Origin of the sequence: Acinetobacter sp. 2JN-4, assembly GCF_003687745.1 — a bacterium.
Lineage (GTDB): Bacteria > Pseudomonadota > Gammaproteobacteria > Pseudomonadales > Moraxellaceae > Acinetobacter > Acinetobacter halotolerans.
The window spans coordinates 87,758-103,712 of the sequence record NZ_RDNY01000010.1; the positions used below are offsets into that span (position 1 = coordinate 87,758).

A 15,955-nucleotide genomic window follows, 5' to 3' on the forward strand; every position below is an offset into this window, starting at 1 on the left:
GAGAGTTCTCATGGTTGAAACGATTACAATTTTCGTCCTTGCCATCTTCGTAGGTTATTACGTTGTTTGGGGTGTAACGCCAGCGTTACATACGCCATTGATGGCTGTAACAAACGCATTGTCTTCAATTATTGTTGTTGGTGCAATGATTCAAACCGTCGGTTTGCCATTTATTGGGATTGAGGGTTCGGTTTATTTTGAGACCATTAACCCGATTAGCATTTTAGGTGCAATCGCTGTGTTCCTTGCAAGTATTAACATTTTCGGTGGTTTCGCTGTAACGGCGCGCATGCTTGAAATGTTCAAACCTAAGCAAAAGAAAAAAGAGGGCGTGTGATGGAATTTATTCGAGACTATGCGGATTGGTTCTACCTGATTGGTGCTGTCCTCTTTATCTTAACTTTACGTGGTTTGTCAGGTCCTAAGACAGCGATTGCGGGTAGCCGTTACGGTATGATTGCGATGGCAATCGCGGTTGCAACGACATTCTTTGTGGCTGAAGGTCCAGTGGTTTGGATGATCGGTTTGGCAATGGTTGCTGGTGCAGCGATCGGGATTACCAAAGCGCGCGCAGTACCAATGACGCAAATGCCTGAAATGGTTGCATTGATGCACTCATTGGTCGGTTTAGCAGCAGTATTGATTGCGATTGCGACTGTATTAAAAGCGGCTCATTTTAGCCAGTTTGATGCAGCACAATTGACTTCTGTGAATGAAGCGATGTTGGCTGAAGGCTATACAGCATTCACTGGCTTTAGCAGTACCTATCGTTTTGAATTGTTTGTGGGTTGTTTTATTGGTGCGATTACCTTTACAGCATCTGTATTTGCTTATGGCAAACTTGCAGCAAAGAAATGGGCGAAAACCATTTCAGGTGCATGGGTAAAACCACTACAAGCTTTGTTGTTTATCACAATGTTAGTTTTCGGTGGTGTGTACTTCGCTACAGATAGCTTGACTGCATTTTACATTATGACTGCATTTGCTTTGGCATTTGGTTGGATGTGGATTGCACCAGTCGGCGGTGGTGATATGCCAGTTGTGGTATCGTTACTGAACTCATTCTCTGGTTGGGCGGCAGCAGGTATTGGTTTCACACTTGAAAACAATATGTTGATCGTTGCAGGTTCACTTGTTGGTTCTTCTGGTGCGATTCTTTCTTACATCATGTGTAAGGCGATGAACCGTTCTATCATCAATGTATTATTTGGTGGTGCAATGGGTGGCGCAGCAGTTGCAGTTGACAAAGGTGAGCAAGTACAACGTAACTATCGTTCTGGTTCTGCTGATGATGCTGGCTTCTTGATGTCAAATGCGGATAGCGTTGTGATCGTACCGGGTTATGGTATGGCGCAAGGTCGTGCACAAAATGCAGTTAAAGAATTGTGTGAAATCTTAAAAGAACAAGGTGTAAAAGTTCGTTTTGCGATTCACCCAGTTGCTGGTCGTATGCCTGGTCACATGAACGTATTGTTAGCTGAAGCTGATGTTGCGTATGAAGACATCTTAGAGATGGATGAGATTAACTCAGACTTCCCTGCAACTGATGTTGTTCTTGTTATCGGTGCAAATGACGTGGTTAACCCTGCGGCGAAAGATGATCCGACATCACCGATTTACGGTATGCCGATTCTTGAAGCACACAAAGCTCGTACGATTATGGTGATCAAGCGTTCTATGGCAACAGGTTATGCTGGTCTAGATAACGACTTGTTCTACAATGAAAAAACCATGATGGTCTTTGGTGATGCGAAGAAAGTGGTTGAAGACATGACTAAAGCAATCAATGGTGGTGGTCACTAATCTGACCTAAATCAAGATTGTAAAAGCCACCTTCGGGTGGCTTTTTTATTGCTGTTTTTTGATTAAAGATACTTTTCTACAAGGCTCATCGATTGCGCATACAGGTCACGGGCAAGTTGCTGGTTTTTAGCATGAGGTGAACGCCAATCTGGCATGTGTGCACTGACATAGTCTCCATTGCAGTTTTCCCATTCATCGCCTATCGCCATTTGAGTAATGAGTTTGGCTGGAACAGAAGTGGGTACTAAACCAATTTTCATTACTTCATAAATGGGTTTCGGCAAATCGCGATAAATGTCAGAAGCGACACCACCTGGATGTAGGGCGTTGTTGCTAATGGTACTACCTGCCATCTGCTCGGCTAATGCATTACTGAATAATAAGTTGGCAAGTTTAGACTGACCATAATAGAACAATGGGTTATAGAAACCCTCGGCACGAAATTTATTAGGTTTGATTGATCCAGCCCAATGCGCAATTGAAGCGAGATGGATAATCCGAGCTTTGGGTGCTTGCTGTAAAACTGGAATAAGTTTGTGCGTCAGCAGAAAATGACCAAGATAATTGACACCAAATTGTTGCTCAAAACCATTTTGTGTTAATTGTTTGGTCTTTGAAAATAGTCCAGCGTTGTTAATTAGAACATCCAGACTGCCATAGCGATTGGCAATTTCGTCTGCTGCTTTACGTGTATTTTCGAGGCTATTTAAATCAAGTGATACTAAGTCGACTTGACCTTGATCCAGTGCACGGAGTTTGTCTTGTGCAGCTTGGGCTTTTTGCGGGTTGCGACAGGCTAAGATAACATGCTGTCCTTGCTTAACTAATTGTTCAGCGGTGGAAAAACCAATACCCGTATTTGCACCAGTAATCAGAATCTTCACTTTGTTTACTCCAGTTATGACTTTTTATAGATTGAGTGTTTAAGCATTTTTATAATACGTTAAATTTGACAATTTAGCATGTCAGTTTTAAAGCGAGAAGAGGCAATTTTCTTTTGATGTGAATAAATTTATGTAGGATTGATTTCCGCTTGGGTGGTGCGAAGTTAGTCGTTGAAAATTTGAGAAGGCTACCTTAGATAATTTTTTGTTTTAATTAGATACTAAGGGTGATAGTGTTCTACGGACATATTTAAATTATTTTAAGAGGTTCGGGTGATCAAAAGAACAATATTTTTCGTGATCTCATTTATCTATTTTTCTTTTTCTTCTATTGTCTTAGCAGAGCCTCTTGAAGAGGCCAGTGAAAAATATGCAAATTGTTTAATACAAAAAGTTGAGCCCCAGATAAAAATGAATAAGGATGAAAATGCTATTGTTGAATATACTTTTTATGAGTGTAGACAAGAAGAGCAGCAATTGATGGACACGTTTGATATAAAGAACTTGGCGGGTGAAAACTATAAAGATCTAAGTAAAGAGCAACTAAAGTTAATTGATGAGCTGAAAAGGGCGGAAGTAGAAAAAATGAGGAAAAATATGTCCGGGATAATGCTTGAAGTTATTCGAGAGGGAAGAAAAGACACGATTGAGCAATAAAATGTGTAGATATAAAATGAAAATCTGACCTTTAAAAATTAAAAAAGCGATCTATAGAAGATCGCTTTTTTACTTAAAATATTTACGCGACAGACTCAGGAGCGCGCCATAAACTTTCAAGGTCATAGAATTTACGAGCAGTAGGCAACATGACGTGTACAACGACGAAACCTAGATCAATTAAGATCCATTCAGCGTCTCGTTCACCTTCGACACCGATTGGGCGAAAACCTGCTTTACGTGCTTCATCAGCAACATTGTCCGCGAGGGCTTTAACATGACGGGTTGAAGTGCCGCTGGCAATTACAATTGCATCAGCAACATTGCTAATAGAACTGACATCTAGTTCTAGAATATCTTTGGCTTTTACATCAGTAAGGGCTTCATGTACGACTTTTAAACAAGCCTGTACATCGGTGCTTGAAGTTTTGATTTTTAGGTCGTGAGAATTAGAAGCGCTGGGCGATGGTTCTAAATTCATGGGGCGTATATTTTCCTGACAATTGCTCATTGTCAAATATACCGTTTTTAACAAAAAAATTCAAATTTTAGCCGTAACAGATTATGTGTTCACATCATTGGAAAAATATTTCTTTTTCCATGCAAATGATTGATCTGAATGTGTTTCTGGTCTGTATTCGGCGGCAATTAAACCTTGATAATCACTTTGTAACAACCAGTCAAAGATTTGTTTATAGGGAATATTTCCAGTGTCAGGCTCATGGCGGCTCGGACAATCAGCAAATTGTATATGCCCAATATGATGAAGATTCTCTTGTAAACCCGCTAAAACATCTTCACCCATCATTGCCATGTGATAGCAATCATATTGCATTTTAAGTGCAGGATGATTCACTGCTTCAAGCATTTCTTGCGCTTGGGCAATATTCTGTATTAAAAAACGGGGCATATCTGTGCCATTGATCATTTCAAAAACAGGCTCAATATCATGCTCCGTGAGCATATGACATGCGAGCTTCAGATTGCTTGCCAGTGTGTTTAAGCAAGGCAATAAATCGGCATCTAAGGGTTGTTTGCCTGCGAGTATGTTTATGCGAGGAACATTCAATGCATTGGCATAGCTGATCGCAAGTTCAAGTGCTTGATAAAATGTCGTTTCTAATCCGGGAACACCTGCCAATCCATTACCACCTTGCATCAGGTCTCCAGCAGGGGCATTAATAAGACATAAAGAGAGGTTGTATTGGTCAAGTTGGGTTTTGATATCAAAAATTTCTAATTCATAGGGAAATTGAATTTCTATATGCTGAAAACCATGTGCATGTGCCAAAGCAAAACGTTCGATTAAAGGCACTTCAGTAAAAATCATCGATAAGTTGACTGCAAGATGGCTCATATTAACCTCCATGACGCGTTAATTATTGTTCTATATGTTGAATGATAGTAGCTAAATCATTCTCAGCAAAGCCATTTTGTTGGTGCGCTTGTAACTGTAGTAGGGCTTTTTGTGCAACAGGTATCTCTAGGTTAAAGCTTTGTGCGAGTTGTAACGCATTGTTTAAATCTTTGGAAAGGGTTTGGACTTTCCACTGCACTGGTTCAAAGGTATGAGTCGCCATACGGGGAGCAAGTATTTGTAGGGGTTTAGAATCAGCAAAACCGTCTGCAAGTGCAGGAGCGAGTAAAGTCGTATCCACACCAGCTTGGTCGGCCAGTGCAACAGCTTCAGCAATCAAGGTGCTATTGGCTGCAACAATCAGTTGATTGCAAATCTTTGTTGCTTGTCCTGTTCCTGAATCGCCCATACGGGTTACGCGTTGCGATAGGACTTGATAGATTGGAGTCAGTTGTTCGATGGTCTTGGCACTTCCACCCGCAAAGATGACCAATGTGCCCTGTTCAGCGCCCATCGTTCCACCCGAAACAGGGGAGTCGATCCATGTGACTTGTTGTTGTTGAGCAGATCGAGCTAATTCTTGGGTTACTGCTACCGATAGACTTGAGAAATCAACGATAATTTGTTGTGGTTGTAGGTAAGGCTGAATTTGCATAAAAACACTTTGAACTGCTTTGTCATCCGCCAAACAGGTCAAAATCACGGGGTAATCTGCAATCTGATCAAGTTCTAAAACGGTTGCACCTTGTTGAATCAGTGCCTCACAAGCATGTGGGCTGCGGTTCCAAACAGCAACTGAGTAGCCTGCTTGAAGGAGTCGGGCAGTCATGCGTGTACCCATTAAACCCATACCTAAGAAAGCAATTGGTGTTTGTTGATCGATTTGCATATAAAAACTCAATAACCTCATTATTTTTGATTTAAGATTTTTCACTGAAATATGATATCTGGAGACGCTATTTGTAGCTTATCTCTATATTAAGCTTTAAATAGTCGCTTAAATTGTGCGAAATCAAATTATTTTTGTGTAGGCGTTAGCCTTACTTTTGACTGGGCAAAAGTAACAAAACCCCCCTCTGTTGAGCTGACTGCACATCCTGAGCAATTTCAAAGCAACGCTTTGAGGCAGCGCAAGGCAGCTCAACGGCGGCATCCATGCTGCCCCACGATAGTGAGTTATGGGGCAAACTGTATATTGAATTTAGCTTATTTGTACTGACGCGGTAAGAACTCAACTTCAGGGTTCTTATCTTTCTTACGTGCAAGTGCGCTGTTTTTACCTAAAATCAGTTTAAGCTGCCACAGCTTTTCTAAACGTAGTGCTTTTTCTGGTTGATGTTGCATTGCATCTAATACGCGTTTGGCAGCCATCAATGCATCAGGTGAACGTTGTAGCATCTCTTGAGCAATGAGATTTGCCTTTGTTAACGGATCAGCGTCCAAATGCGTGACCAAGCCGATTTCTTTGGCATATTGCGCATCAAAAATACGTGCTGTCAGAGTCAATTCTTTGGCTAAATCAACGCCGATTAAACCCTTTAAAGAACGGGTTAAGCCCATATCAGGCACAAGCCCCCAACGACTTTCCATAATCGACATTTGTGTATTAGGTGTGGCAATACGAATGTCGGCAGCGAGTGCAAGTTGCATACCTGCGCCGAAACAATAGCCTTCAATTGCCGCGATGACTGGAATCGGTAGGTTTTGCCAAATTAAGAACGCTTTTTGAAAGAGGCTTTGTCCCGGTTTGATCAGTTCCCATGCCGCAAATACAGTATTTTTAGGATTATTTAGATCAGAAAGATCAATACCAGCACTGAAGACTTGTGCTTCTCCTGTTAAAATGACACAGCGAATAGAACGATCTTTTTCAATTTTTTTGGCAGTTGCGACAAGTTCCTTTAACAACGCAAAACTCATTGCATTGCGTTTATCTGGACGGTTGAGGTAAACCGTTGCAATTCCATTGTTCTTTTCAACGCGTAAAACGGCCATCTGTCATACTCTTATTGTGTTTGATGATCGGCAGCATAGCATGAGTTTTTAAGATGAAACATGACACAACAGTCACCTTAACCGTCATTTAAATTAAGGATTAAATTTGCTGATTGTCTAACTTGTTCAATTGCAAAGTTGAGCTCATTAAAACGATGATTGGTTTCTCGAGTAAAACTTTCATCTGCTTTGCGACGCTCTTTACGCAGTGTCGAAACAAATTGTTCAAATTCACCTGCCACCCGTTGTAAGGTTGGTGTACCGACATAGCGCGTAGCACCATATAGACGGTGCAACACGTGTTCAAGTTGTGGGAAATCTTCCACCTCTATCAGTTGTTGCATTTCTGTCAATTCGGTATCAAAACTATCGACTAACATACGCAATAAGTCTTGAGCTAAATCTTCTTTATTGGCAGCCAGTTGAATGCTTTGTTGCCAATTTAGAATTTGCGGATCAATTGATTCTACAGGGCGTTTGGTTTCACTATTTACAGGTTGAGAGCTAAAATTATTCTTGGTCCACTGCGTCAAGATTTGAATGATTTGCTCCATTTGAATCGGCTTGGTGACATAGTCATTCATACCAACTTTGAGGAGTTTTTGTTTTTCATCTGCCAGCGCATGTGCAGTCAGTGCAATGATCGGCAGTTGCATACCTGAATCTAAAGTTGACTCTAATGAGCGAATCGCACGAGTGGTATCAATGCCTGACATCACAGGCATTTGGATATCCATAAAGACCAGATCGAAAGGTGGCGATTTTTGTTCTATACGCTCTTGGATGATATCAATGGCTTTCTGCCCGCTCAATGCTTTGGTAGTGGTGACATTAAGCTCACCTAATAGTGCTTCAAGTACGATCAAGTTTGGTAAATGGTCATCTACAGCTAAAATGTGTAAGCCTTGACCATTAAAATCTTCTGGTTCTTGCTCAAAAATAGGTTGATTGCCTAACAGTTGAATCAGTTCACGACGGCTGAGTGGTTGGTAAATTGGTCGAGCACGATACTCATTCAACATGGTTGGATCGAGACTCATCTGATAGCCGTAAACAGCGAGATTGCCATGATAGCGTTGACGAATTTCTTTGAGTAACGCTTCGGTATCACCACTGTGATCGACGATCAGCCAAGTATTTTCTTGCTGATTTAGGTGATTGAGTCGACTAAATAAATCTAAAATCGACTGCGTTTCGATATGATCAACATGATAATTTTCGAGATATAAACGAAGTACACTGGCTGTCGCAGGGTGTGCAAGATAAGACACCACTTGTAAATGGTCAAATCGAGGATGTTCGATTATGGCATCTTGTTCCTCTACTTTAAATGAAGCGGTAAACCAGAATGTTGAGCCTTTTTCAGTCGGTGCGCGTTCTTGGTTGTCTTCAAAGCCGATTTGTCCTCGCATCAAATGCACCAGTTGTTTGGAGATGGCTAAGCCTAGTCCTGTACCGCCAAATTGACGTGTGACCGACGCATCGCCTTGCGAGAAGGACTCAAACAATCTCTTGCGATCTGTGCCGCTTAAACCAATCCCACTGTCCTGCACGCTAAAATGTAATAGACACTGTCCAATCTCATCATCTTCCATACGCACACGAACGATGATTTCACCATCAGGTGTGAATTTAATCGCATTAGAAATGAGGTTGGTTAGGATCTGCTTAAAGCGTAAGGCATCACCGACTACATGCTGTGGGATATTATCCGCATAATAAAATGCCATATTAATATGTTTTTGTGCGGCCAAGGGAGACAGCATATCCATCACATCAAAGATGGCTTCTTCTAGGTCAAAGGGTGCAGTTTCAAGCTCTAATTTTCCAGCGTCAATTTTAGAAAAATCAAGAACGTCGTTGATGAGCGCTAGAAGGTGTGCCGATGATTTGCGAATGGTTTGTAGGTATAAATTCTGTTCGTTGCTTAAGTTCTGCTGACGTAGCAACAAGTGAATAAAGCCATCAATACTATTCAGTGGTGTTCTTAACTCGTGGCTGATATTGGCGAGAAAGACTGATTTCGATTGATTCGATGAAATAGCTTGGTCACGTGCCTGACGATAGGTAATGTTTTGAACTTCTAAAGTGTCCAGTGTTCGGCGTAAGTCTTCTTCAGTTTGTTCGGTATGTTCTTTTAATTCTAAGAAACTGAAGTGTAAGCGTTTGACCACATTAGCAATGTCTCGTTGGAGTAATCGCAGTTCGCCTGTACTGTTGACCACAATATGCTGATCCAGTGTATCGGCATTGAGGCGTTGCATTTGCATACGGATCTCGTATAACGGTGCCAGCCAACGACGAGAAAAAACATTTAAGCAAAACAATAAAATTAAGAGTGTTAACAGTCCTGTCGCAACCAATGATAATAAAATCTTGTAGCGAGCGAGTTCGAGTGAGTGATTATTTAACTCAATCATTAACCACACTGAATTGGGGTTGCTGTTATCCAGTCTTACACCATAAATATTATTATCATTATGTGGAATAGGACCAAAAAAATGACTGTTTTTGGGGAAGTTTGGCCAGAAGCGATTATTCTGATAACCAACGGTTAAGTAAGTTTGTCCTTTATTGTCAATCAACACTGCGCGTTGTAAGTTTTTTTCATCAAACATTTTCTGCATCAGGTTTTGAGCACGATCGTATTGATCTGGATGTTCTTGTATCAGATGAAATAACTCAGTTGAGGTCTGATGGTAACGTGCCAAAATGGCGGAAGCTTCCGCATTTTGTTGTTGTTTGGCGGCATTGGTTGTTTCTGATAAAACCCAGATGATTCCCACGGCTGTCAAAATGGCGATCGGCACGAAAATGAGTGCAATCAGTTGTCCGTACGCATGATTGAGCCGTAAACGTTTAGAGATGGCTTTATTGAAATTTGACATAGTTGGGGCAGATTTATCATTCTGCAAAATATCTTAGCACGCTTTACATCGCGTGAGCGTTTAGCGGTCAATAAAAAGCAGCGTGAAAAGGTGCAGTTTCTCTGTTTTTTTCATACAATAGTCGCCACATTGATATCGGTGTCGATCATGACGAACATGCAAACTGATTTTTTAGCAAATGAATTTTTACTCGACGACTATTTGCTAGATCGTTATGTTGGTAAAACTCCTTTAGTGCGTTTACAGCGGTTAGCAAGTCATACTCAGGCCACGGTATTAGCCAAATTAGAAGGCAATAACCCTGCAGGATCAGTCAAAGATCGTCCTGCATACAATATGATTATCCAAGCCGAAAAGCGCGGACAAATCCAGCCAGGTGATACTTTAATTGAAGCAACCAGTGGAAATACTGGGATTGCGTTAGCGATGGTCGCAGCCATGCGTGGCTATAATATGAAGCTGATCATGCCGAACAACATGAGTCAAGAACGAAAAGATGCCATGTCAGCGTATGGGGCTGAGTTAATTGAAGTGACACAGCAACAAGGCATGGAAGGCGCACGTGACTTAGCACTGCAAATGCAAGCACAGGGTCAAGGCTTTGTACTCAATCAGTTTGGCAATCCTGACAATGTAGAAGCGCACTATCTCACCACAGGCCCTGAAATTTGGACGCGAACTGCTGGAAAAATCACGCATTTTGTCAGTTCAATGGGTACGACGGGCACGATTATGGGTGTCTCAAAATATTTAAAAGAACAAAATCCAGAGATTCAAATTATTGGTCTACAACCTTCAGATGGATCGAGTATTGCGGGTATTCGCCGTTGGCCGCAAGAATATTTACCCACTATTTACGATGCTAGTCGTGTCGATCGTATTATGGATATTCCGCAGATTGAAGCGGAAAGAACCATGCGTAAACTTGCTCGTAAGGAAGGAATTAGCGCAGGTACATCTTCGGGCGGTGCTGTTTGGGCTTCGCTCAAAATCGCAGAAGAAAATCCAGACGCCGTGATTGTTTGTATTATCTGCGACCGAGGTGATCGTTACTTGTCGACTGGATTGTTTTCAGTGCAAGATGAAGACCAAGCCTAACTGAACTGTATTGAATGATGAGCTTACGTTTTCCGATTTTAGTTTTTGATATTGAAACACTGACTGATTTAAAAGCTGGTGCTCATCTGTATCACCTTGATATGCCTGAAGCCGACGTGGAGCAGGCACTGACCAAGATTCGCCGTCAAGAGTCTGGTATGGACTTTCAGCGTTTGCCTTTACATGAAATCGTGTGTATCTCAGGTTTATGGATTGATGAAAAAGGTTTTAGACTGTTTTCATTTAGTCGGGAACAGAACTCTGAAGCGGAAATGTTAACTAAGTTTTTATCTATTTTTGATAAGAAACAGCCAACTTTGGTCAGTTGGAATGGTTCACAGTTTGATTTGCCGGTGATTTTATTCCGTGCCATGTACCACGGACTTACGGCACCGAGTTTATTTGATCAAGGTGAAATTGATAACCAAAAACGCTTTAATAATTACCAGAACCGTTACCATCATCGTCATGTTGATTTGATGGATGTCATGGCCATGTTTAATGGTCGTAATTTCCAAAAACTGGATGATATTGCGTGTCTTCTTGGTTTTCCTGGAAAGCGTGGCGAGTCTGGCTATCATGTGCCTGAGTATGTTCGTACTGAGCAGTGGTTAAAACTGACCAGTTATTGTGAAGGCGATGTTTTAAATACGTGGTTGGTGTATTTACGTTGGTTGCTGTTAAAAGGGCAGCTAAATCAACAAGATCATCAACAGATGATTCAGTCAACAGTTGAATATTTACAAACGCAAACGCAACAATCAGATTTTTTACAGGTATGGCAGCGAACATCGCAATATACTGTATTCACCGCACACACTTTTGCGCCCCAAAATTAGGTTCATCTTTTGAAACATAAAGCGAAACAGCGTCCAGCCCAAAATCCCATTTATACCTTTCAAGTCGAAGCTTTTTCGCATGAGGGGCGAGGGATTGCGCATTATGGAACGCATGCAGACCATCCGAAAGAAAAGCAGGGTAAAAAAGTTTTTATTCGTAATGCTTTGGTCGGTGAGACTGTTCAGGCAAGAATTACCCATCAGACCACTCGTTTAGAAGAAGCTGAAATGCTGACGCTTGAGAGTGAGGCTGCTGAACAGAGAATAGAGCCGATTTGTCCGCATTATGGCGTGTGTGGTGGCTGTAGCTTACAACATATCCATCCTGATGAGCAGATTCGACTGAAGCAAAATGTGTTGCAGTCTCATCTACAGCACTTTGCGGGTTTACAGCCTGAACAGTGGCTCGATCCAATTCGTTCGGTTAAAGTGGACTATCGACGTCGCGCTAGGATTGGTGTTCGCTATATCGCAAGACAAGACCGCTTAGTGATGGGCTTTCGAGAGCATCATAGTAATCATTTAACTGCGATTCAACAGTGTAAAGTCTTGGAACAAAGCTTATCGGAAACACTACCTGAGCTAAGAGCGCTACTTGAAAACTTAGCGGGTAAAGCACAGATTGGTCATATTGAGTTGGCGATGGGAGATACTGAGGTCGCATTACTAATTCGTCACTTAGATGAATTAAATGTGTCGGATGTCAACCAATTACGTCAATTTGCGTTAGACAAGCAATGGCAGTTGTATTTGCAACCTAAAGGTGCGGATAGTGTACATCGCGTGGATGATCCGCGAGCCCCGATGCGTTTGCATTACCAATTAGATGATTTTGATGTCAACTTTGCATTTTCGCCACTGGATTTTACACAAGTAAATGGCGCTATAAATGCTAAAATGGTTCAATTGGCATGTGAATTGCTAGAATTACAACAAGGGGAAAGGGTACTTGATCTATTCTGTGGGTTAGGTAACTTCTCTCTGCCTTTAGCACGTTGTGTTGGTGAGTCGGGTCAAGTGGTCGGTGTGGAAGCAAGTGATGAAATGGTACAACGGGCCACAGAGAATGCAAAAGCAAACGATTTGGCTCATGCTGTGTTTTTTTCACAAGATTTAACAAAAGACTTTTCGCATCATTCTTGGGCAAAACAAGGATTTGATGCATTATTGATTGATCCACCTAGATCGGGTGCATTTGAGGTAATGCAATATGTACCGAACTTTGGAGCAAAAAGAATCGTTTATGTTTCATGTAATCCTTCAACACTGGCAAGGGATGCGGGTGTATTGGCGCAATATGGTTATCGGCTTAGGAAAGCCGCAGTGATGGATATGTTTACCCACACTGAACATGTTGAATCTATTGCCTTATTTGAAAAAAATCAGTTTGATAAAATCTAAGAGATAAACGATTAGAAAATGAGTTATATATCCAGAGGAGAATGGTATGGTCACAGTACGTGAACAGTTACCTGGGCGATTCCAAGAATTGTCTGAGGAAGCGACTGTAGAACATGCCGCTGAAGCGCAAAGTAGTCTAGTTTCTTGGCTAGATCGAGTGTGCGATATCTTGGATAGGGATGAGCTGAAACAACTACAAAAAGTTGCAGAGCTTACCTTAGCAAAAGAGTTAGAAACTACGGTTAATCATCATACCAACACCTTTAGCACTGGGATTGGTATGGCAGATATTCTAGCGCATTTACATGTAGATGAAGATACGTTGTCAGCGGCAGTATTATATCGCAGTGTACGTGAAGGATTGATCACTCTAGAAGATATTCAGCGTGAGTTTGGCGAGCAAGTATTGGCTCTCGTCAAAGGTACACTTGCGATGGGTAAACTGTCTGAGTTGATTGAAAAAAATAAGCGCCTAGAAGATCATTTTAATAATAACCAGCGTGAACATTTAAACGGCATATACAAGATGCTCATCTCAGTGACAGAAGATGTGCGTGTTGTATTAATCAAATTGGCAGAACGTACTTATGCATTGCGTGAGTTAGCAACTGCAAGTAAAGAGCGTCAAGAACGTGTCGCTCGTGAAATCTTAACCATTTACTCTCCGTTGGCACATCGTTTAGGGATTGCACAACTTAAATGGGAGTTGGAAGACCTTGCCTTTCGTTATTTAGCGCCTGAACGTTATAAAGAAATTGCGTCGTTACTAAATGAAAAACGTTTGGAGCGAGAGCAGTATATTCAATTTGTGATTGACAAGCTTAAGACTGAATTGGCTGTATATGATATTGATGCTGAAATTACAGGGCGAGTGAAGCACATTTATTCGATTTATCGAAAAATGAAAAGCAAGAATCTCAGCTTCGATCAGCTCTATGATATTCGCGCAGTGCGTGTATTGTTGAAAAGCGTACCCGATTGTTACCATGCCTTGGGGATCGTGCATCAGTTATGGCGACATATTCCTAATCAGTTTGATGACTATGTTACCAATCCGAAAGCCAATGGTTATCGCTCTTTGCATACGGCAGTCATTGCAGAGAATAAATCACTAGAAGTGCAAATTCGTACTTTTGAGATGCATGAAGAAGCTGAACTCGGGGTCTGCTCGCACTTTAATTATAAAGAAGGTGCAAAAAATACCGATCACTCCTTTAATGATCGTTTACATTCCTTGCGTGCAGTACTTGAGCATTATCAGGAACGTACTGAAACTACACCACATGGCGAAGATGATGAGTCAAATGGTATAGATCAGATTCAAGATTTTGAGAATTTTGAAAAGATTTATGTGTTTAGTCGTGATGGTGATATTAAAGAGTTAGCGCGTGGTTCAACGGTTCTCGACTTTGCATACCATGTGCATACCGAGGTGGGGAACAAATGCTATGCCGCACGGGTAAATCAGCGGTATGTGCCATTAACCTATACCTTAAAAACAGGTGAACAGGTTGAGATCTTAACCAAAAAAGATCGGGAACCAAACCGTGATTGGCTAGTAAATTCCTTAGGTTATATCAAAACTTCACGAGCACGAGACAAGCTACGCCACTGGTTTAGGCAACAAGATCGTAGTAAGAATATTGAAGTGGGTCGAGAGCTGTTGAATAAGGAGCTCGCGCGGCTGGCTATTCACCCGAAAAGTATTGATTTAAAGGATTATTCATCTCATTTTAATCTAAAATCTGGTGATGATATTTTAGTGGCATTGGTCAGTGGGGACATTAGTCTGCATGCGCTGATTAACCAAGTGAATCGTCAGATGCATTTGGATCAAGATGAGCCTGAGTTGGTGTTGAAGCCAGCATTGAATCCGCGTGCCAGCCATACTTTATCTGCACATGGGATCTTGATTGATGGTTTGGATAATGTGGAGTTACATATTGCGCAATGCTGTCAGCCTGTACATGGTGAGTCGATTGGCGGCTACATCACTTTAAATCGTGGTGTGAGCATTCATAAGGTCGCTTGTACGGATTATATACGGATGACAGGACTAGAACCTGAACGTGTAGTAGAAGCGGATTGGGAAATGCAACCAACCCGTGGTCAGAGTGTGCAGATCGTGGTTGAGGCTTATGATCGTCGTGGTTTGCTTAAAGATTTAACCCAAGTGATTTTTTCTGATCAAATCAATATTCGTCAGGTCAATACCATTTCTGAATCCGATGGTATTGCCAATATGAAGTTGCTGATTGAAGTTAAAGGTTTAGCACAACTCTCTCGTTTATTGGCTCGCTTAGAGCAACAACCGGGGATTATTAGTGCAAGACGTTTGGTTCAAGGCAGTTAAATATTGTTGAATCATAATAAAACCCGCTTAGGCGGGTTTTATTATATCTATGATCAATAAATATGAATTTTCATATAAATCTGAACATAATATTTATATTAGATTTTGCATTTTTTGCTTTTTTGATAAGTGGCAATATTATCAATATTGGTTTGAGCTTTAACTTTAACTGCTTCTTGAACAGAAAGATTGTTCACATCAGAAGTATCGTCTTCACCTGCAATATTATTTGCAATTTGACTTGCTTTCGCTGTTTTCTCAGAGTTACCGCCAAATGCAGCTAATGCACCACCTGCAACGCCAGCCCATTTGCTAATTGCTTTACCCGGTGCTTGAGCGTTGGCATTAATGTTGGCAATATTTTTTTCTGCGGCAGCGAGTTCACGTTTTGCGTTGGCTTGCTCAACAGAAAGCGTTGGGCAGTCCATCGCTCTTAATTCAGTTGTAGAGAAAGGTTTACCCTCGGTTGCTGCAAAAGTAGAAAAAGAAAGGGTTGCAGCAGCAGTTAAAACTAATAATTTTTTCATATTATAAACACTTTAAAAGGTTTTCGGTTAAATGACCAAGATATGTTTGGCGGGTGGATTCTATTTAATTTATTTTTAAATGTCACGATTTTTTAATACTTTTTTTAAAGAATTGTCTGTCTACATTATTATTTAACTTCATTATAGTTATAT

The 15,955-nt window shown here is 41.2% G+C and carries 14 protein-coding genes; 7 read left to right on the plus strand and 7 right to left on the minus strand.

Translation table 11 applies throughout. The annotated features are described in order from the left end of the window. The first annotated feature begins 10 nt into the window (after positions 1-10). Positions 11-337: a proton-translocating transhydrogenase family protein gene (locus EAH57_RS13610; protein ID WP_004672473.1), complete on the plus strand. Its 327-nt coding sequence runs from the start codon at positions 11-13 to the stop codon at positions 335-337. Beyond that, on the plus strand, positions 337-1,803 hold the full coding sequence (locus EAH57_RS13615) for an NAD(P)(+) transhydrogenase (Re/Si-specific) subunit beta (protein ID WP_121930528.1): 1,467 nt from the start codon (positions 337-339) through the stop codon (positions 1,801-1,803). Before EAH57_RS13610 ends, EAH57_RS13615 begins: the two co-directional genes overlap by 1 nt. A gap of 62 nt (positions 1,804-1,865) precedes the next feature. On the opposite strand, the gene EAH57_RS13620 is transcribed toward EAH57_RS13615, so the two are convergent. After that, a complete protein-coding gene (locus EAH57_RS13620; protein WP_121930529.1) occupies positions 1,866-2,687 on the minus strand; it encodes an SDR family NAD(P)-dependent oxidoreductase in 822 nt (273 codons plus the stop codon). A 273-nt stretch (positions 2,688-2,960) separates the two neighbouring features. On the opposite strand from EAH57_RS13620, the gene EAH57_RS13625 reads away from it, so the two are divergent. After that, the gene (locus tag EAH57_RS13625; RefSeq protein WP_121930530.1) at positions 2,961-3,344 is read left to right on the plus strand and encodes a hypothetical protein; all 384 of its coding nucleotides are present in this window, start codon (positions 2,961-2,963) and stop codon (positions 3,342-3,344) included. An 82-nt stretch (positions 3,345-3,426) separates the two neighbouring features. Here the strand turns inward: EAH57_RS13625 and rsfS are convergent, their stop codons facing one another. The 5 genes from rsfS to EAH57_RS13650 form a co-directional block, all read right to left on the minus strand. Continuing rightward, the gene (gene rsfS / locus EAH57_RS13630; RefSeq protein WP_004672480.1) at positions 3,427-3,825 is read right to left on the minus strand and encodes a ribosome silencing factor; all 399 of its coding nucleotides are present in this window, start codon (positions 3,823-3,825) and stop codon (positions 3,427-3,429) included. Between the two features lie 81 nt (positions 3,826-3,906). Next, positions 3,907-4,701 (minus strand): hydroxypyruvate isomerase family protein, encoded by a 795-nt coding sequence (locus tag EAH57_RS13635; RefSeq protein WP_121930531.1) that lies wholly within the window; start codon positions 4,699-4,701, stop codon positions 3,907-3,909. A 22-nt stretch (positions 4,702-4,723) separates the two neighbouring features. Continuing rightward, a complete protein-coding gene (locus tag EAH57_RS13640; protein WP_121930532.1) occupies positions 4,724-5,590 on the minus strand; it encodes an NAD(P)-dependent oxidoreductase in 867 nt (288 codons plus the stop codon). Positions 5,591-5,907: 317 nt separating this feature from the next. Further along, entirely contained in the window at positions 5,908-6,696 is a 789-nt protein-coding gene (locus tag EAH57_RS13645; protein ID WP_121930533.1) for a crotonase/enoyl-CoA hydratase family protein, read from the minus strand. Between the two features lie 77 nt (positions 6,697-6,773). Then, a complete protein-coding gene (locus EAH57_RS13650) occupies positions 6,774-9,584 on the minus strand; it encodes an ATP-binding protein (protein WP_121930534.1) in 2,811 nt (936 codons plus the stop codon). A gap of 147 nt (positions 9,585-9,731) precedes the next feature. On the opposite strand from EAH57_RS13650, the gene cysM reads away from it, so the two are divergent. Genes cysM through EAH57_RS13670 form a run of 4 tightly spaced genes read left to right on the plus strand, consistent with a single transcriptional unit; the run spans position 9,732 to position 15,275 of the window. Next, positions 9,732-10,682 (plus strand): cysteine synthase CysM, encoded by a 951-nt coding sequence (gene cysM, locus EAH57_RS13655; RefSeq protein ID WP_121930535.1) that lies wholly within the window; start codon positions 9,732-9,734, stop codon positions 10,680-10,682. 17 nt (positions 10,683-10,699) lie between these two features. Then, on the plus strand, positions 10,700-11,521 hold the full coding sequence (locus EAH57_RS13660) for a 3'-5' exonuclease (protein WP_121930536.1): 822 nt from the start codon (positions 10,700-10,702) through the stop codon (positions 11,519-11,521). A gap of 9 nt (positions 11,522-11,530) precedes the next feature. Beyond that, positions 11,531-12,922, plus strand: a complete 1,392-nt coding sequence (gene rlmD / locus EAH57_RS13665) for a 23S rRNA (uracil(1939)-C(5))-methyltransferase RlmD (protein ID WP_121930537.1) — start codon at positions 11,531-11,533, stop codon at positions 12,920-12,922. Positions 12,923-12,968: 46 nt separating this feature from the next. Further along, on the plus strand, positions 12,969-15,275 hold the full coding sequence (locus EAH57_RS13670) for a RelA/SpoT family protein (protein WP_121930538.1): 2,307 nt from the start codon (positions 12,969-12,971) through the stop codon (positions 15,273-15,275). 98 nt (positions 15,276-15,373) lie between these two features. Here EAH57_RS13670 and EAH57_RS13675 read toward each other — a convergent pair whose 3' ends face one another. Further along, complete coding sequence (locus tag EAH57_RS13675; protein WP_121930539.1) at positions 15,374-15,802, minus strand: hypothetical protein; 429 nt, start codon at positions 15,800-15,802, stop codon at positions 15,374-15,376. Between the last annotated feature and the right edge of the window lie 153 nt (positions 15,803-15,955).

What these genes read in the sequence shown, in the direction of transcription:
- EAH57_RS13610 (WP_004672473.1), top strand. Translation starts at nt 11, where the DNA reads ATGGTTGAAACGATTACAATTTTCGTCCTTGCCATCTTCGTAGGTTAT.
- EAH57_RS13615 (WP_121930528.1), top strand. Translation starts at nt 337, where the DNA reads ATGGAATTTATTCGAGACTATGCGGATTGGTTCTACCTGATTGGTGCT.
- rsfS (WP_004672480.1), bottom strand. Translation starts at nt 3,825, where the DNA reads ATGAATTTAGAACCATCGCCCAGCGCTTCTAATTCTCACGACCTAAAA.
- EAH57_RS13635 (WP_121930531.1), bottom strand. Translation starts at nt 4,701, where the DNA reads ATGAGCCATCTTGCAGTCAACTTATCGATGATTTTTACTGAAGTGCCT.
- EAH57_RS13640 (WP_121930532.1), bottom strand. Translation starts at nt 5,590, where the DNA reads ATGCAAATCGATCAACAAACACCAATTGCTTTCTTAGGTATGGGTTTA.
- EAH57_RS13645 (WP_121930533.1), bottom strand. Translation starts at nt 6,696, where the DNA reads ATGGCCGTTTTACGCGTTGAAAAGAACAATGGAATTGCAACGGTTTAC.
- EAH57_RS13650 (WP_121930534.1), bottom strand. Translation starts at nt 9,584, where the DNA reads ATGTCAAATTTCAATAAAGCCATCTCTAAACGTTTACGGCTCAATCAT.
- cysM (WP_121930535.1), top strand. Translation starts at nt 9,732, where the DNA reads ATGACGAACATGCAAACTGATTTTTTAGCAAATGAATTTTTACTCGAC.
- EAH57_RS13660 (WP_121930536.1), top strand. Translation starts at nt 10,700, where the DNA reads ATGAGCTTACGTTTTCCGATTTTAGTTTTTGATATTGAAACACTGACT.
- EAH57_RS13670 (WP_121930538.1), top strand. Translation starts at nt 12,969, where the DNA reads ATGGTCACAGTACGTGAACAGTTACCTGGGCGATTCCAAGAATTGTCT.
- EAH57_RS13675 (WP_121930539.1), bottom strand. Translation starts at nt 15,802, where the DNA reads ATGAAAAAATTATTAGTTTTAACTGCTGCTGCAACCCTTTCTTTTTCT.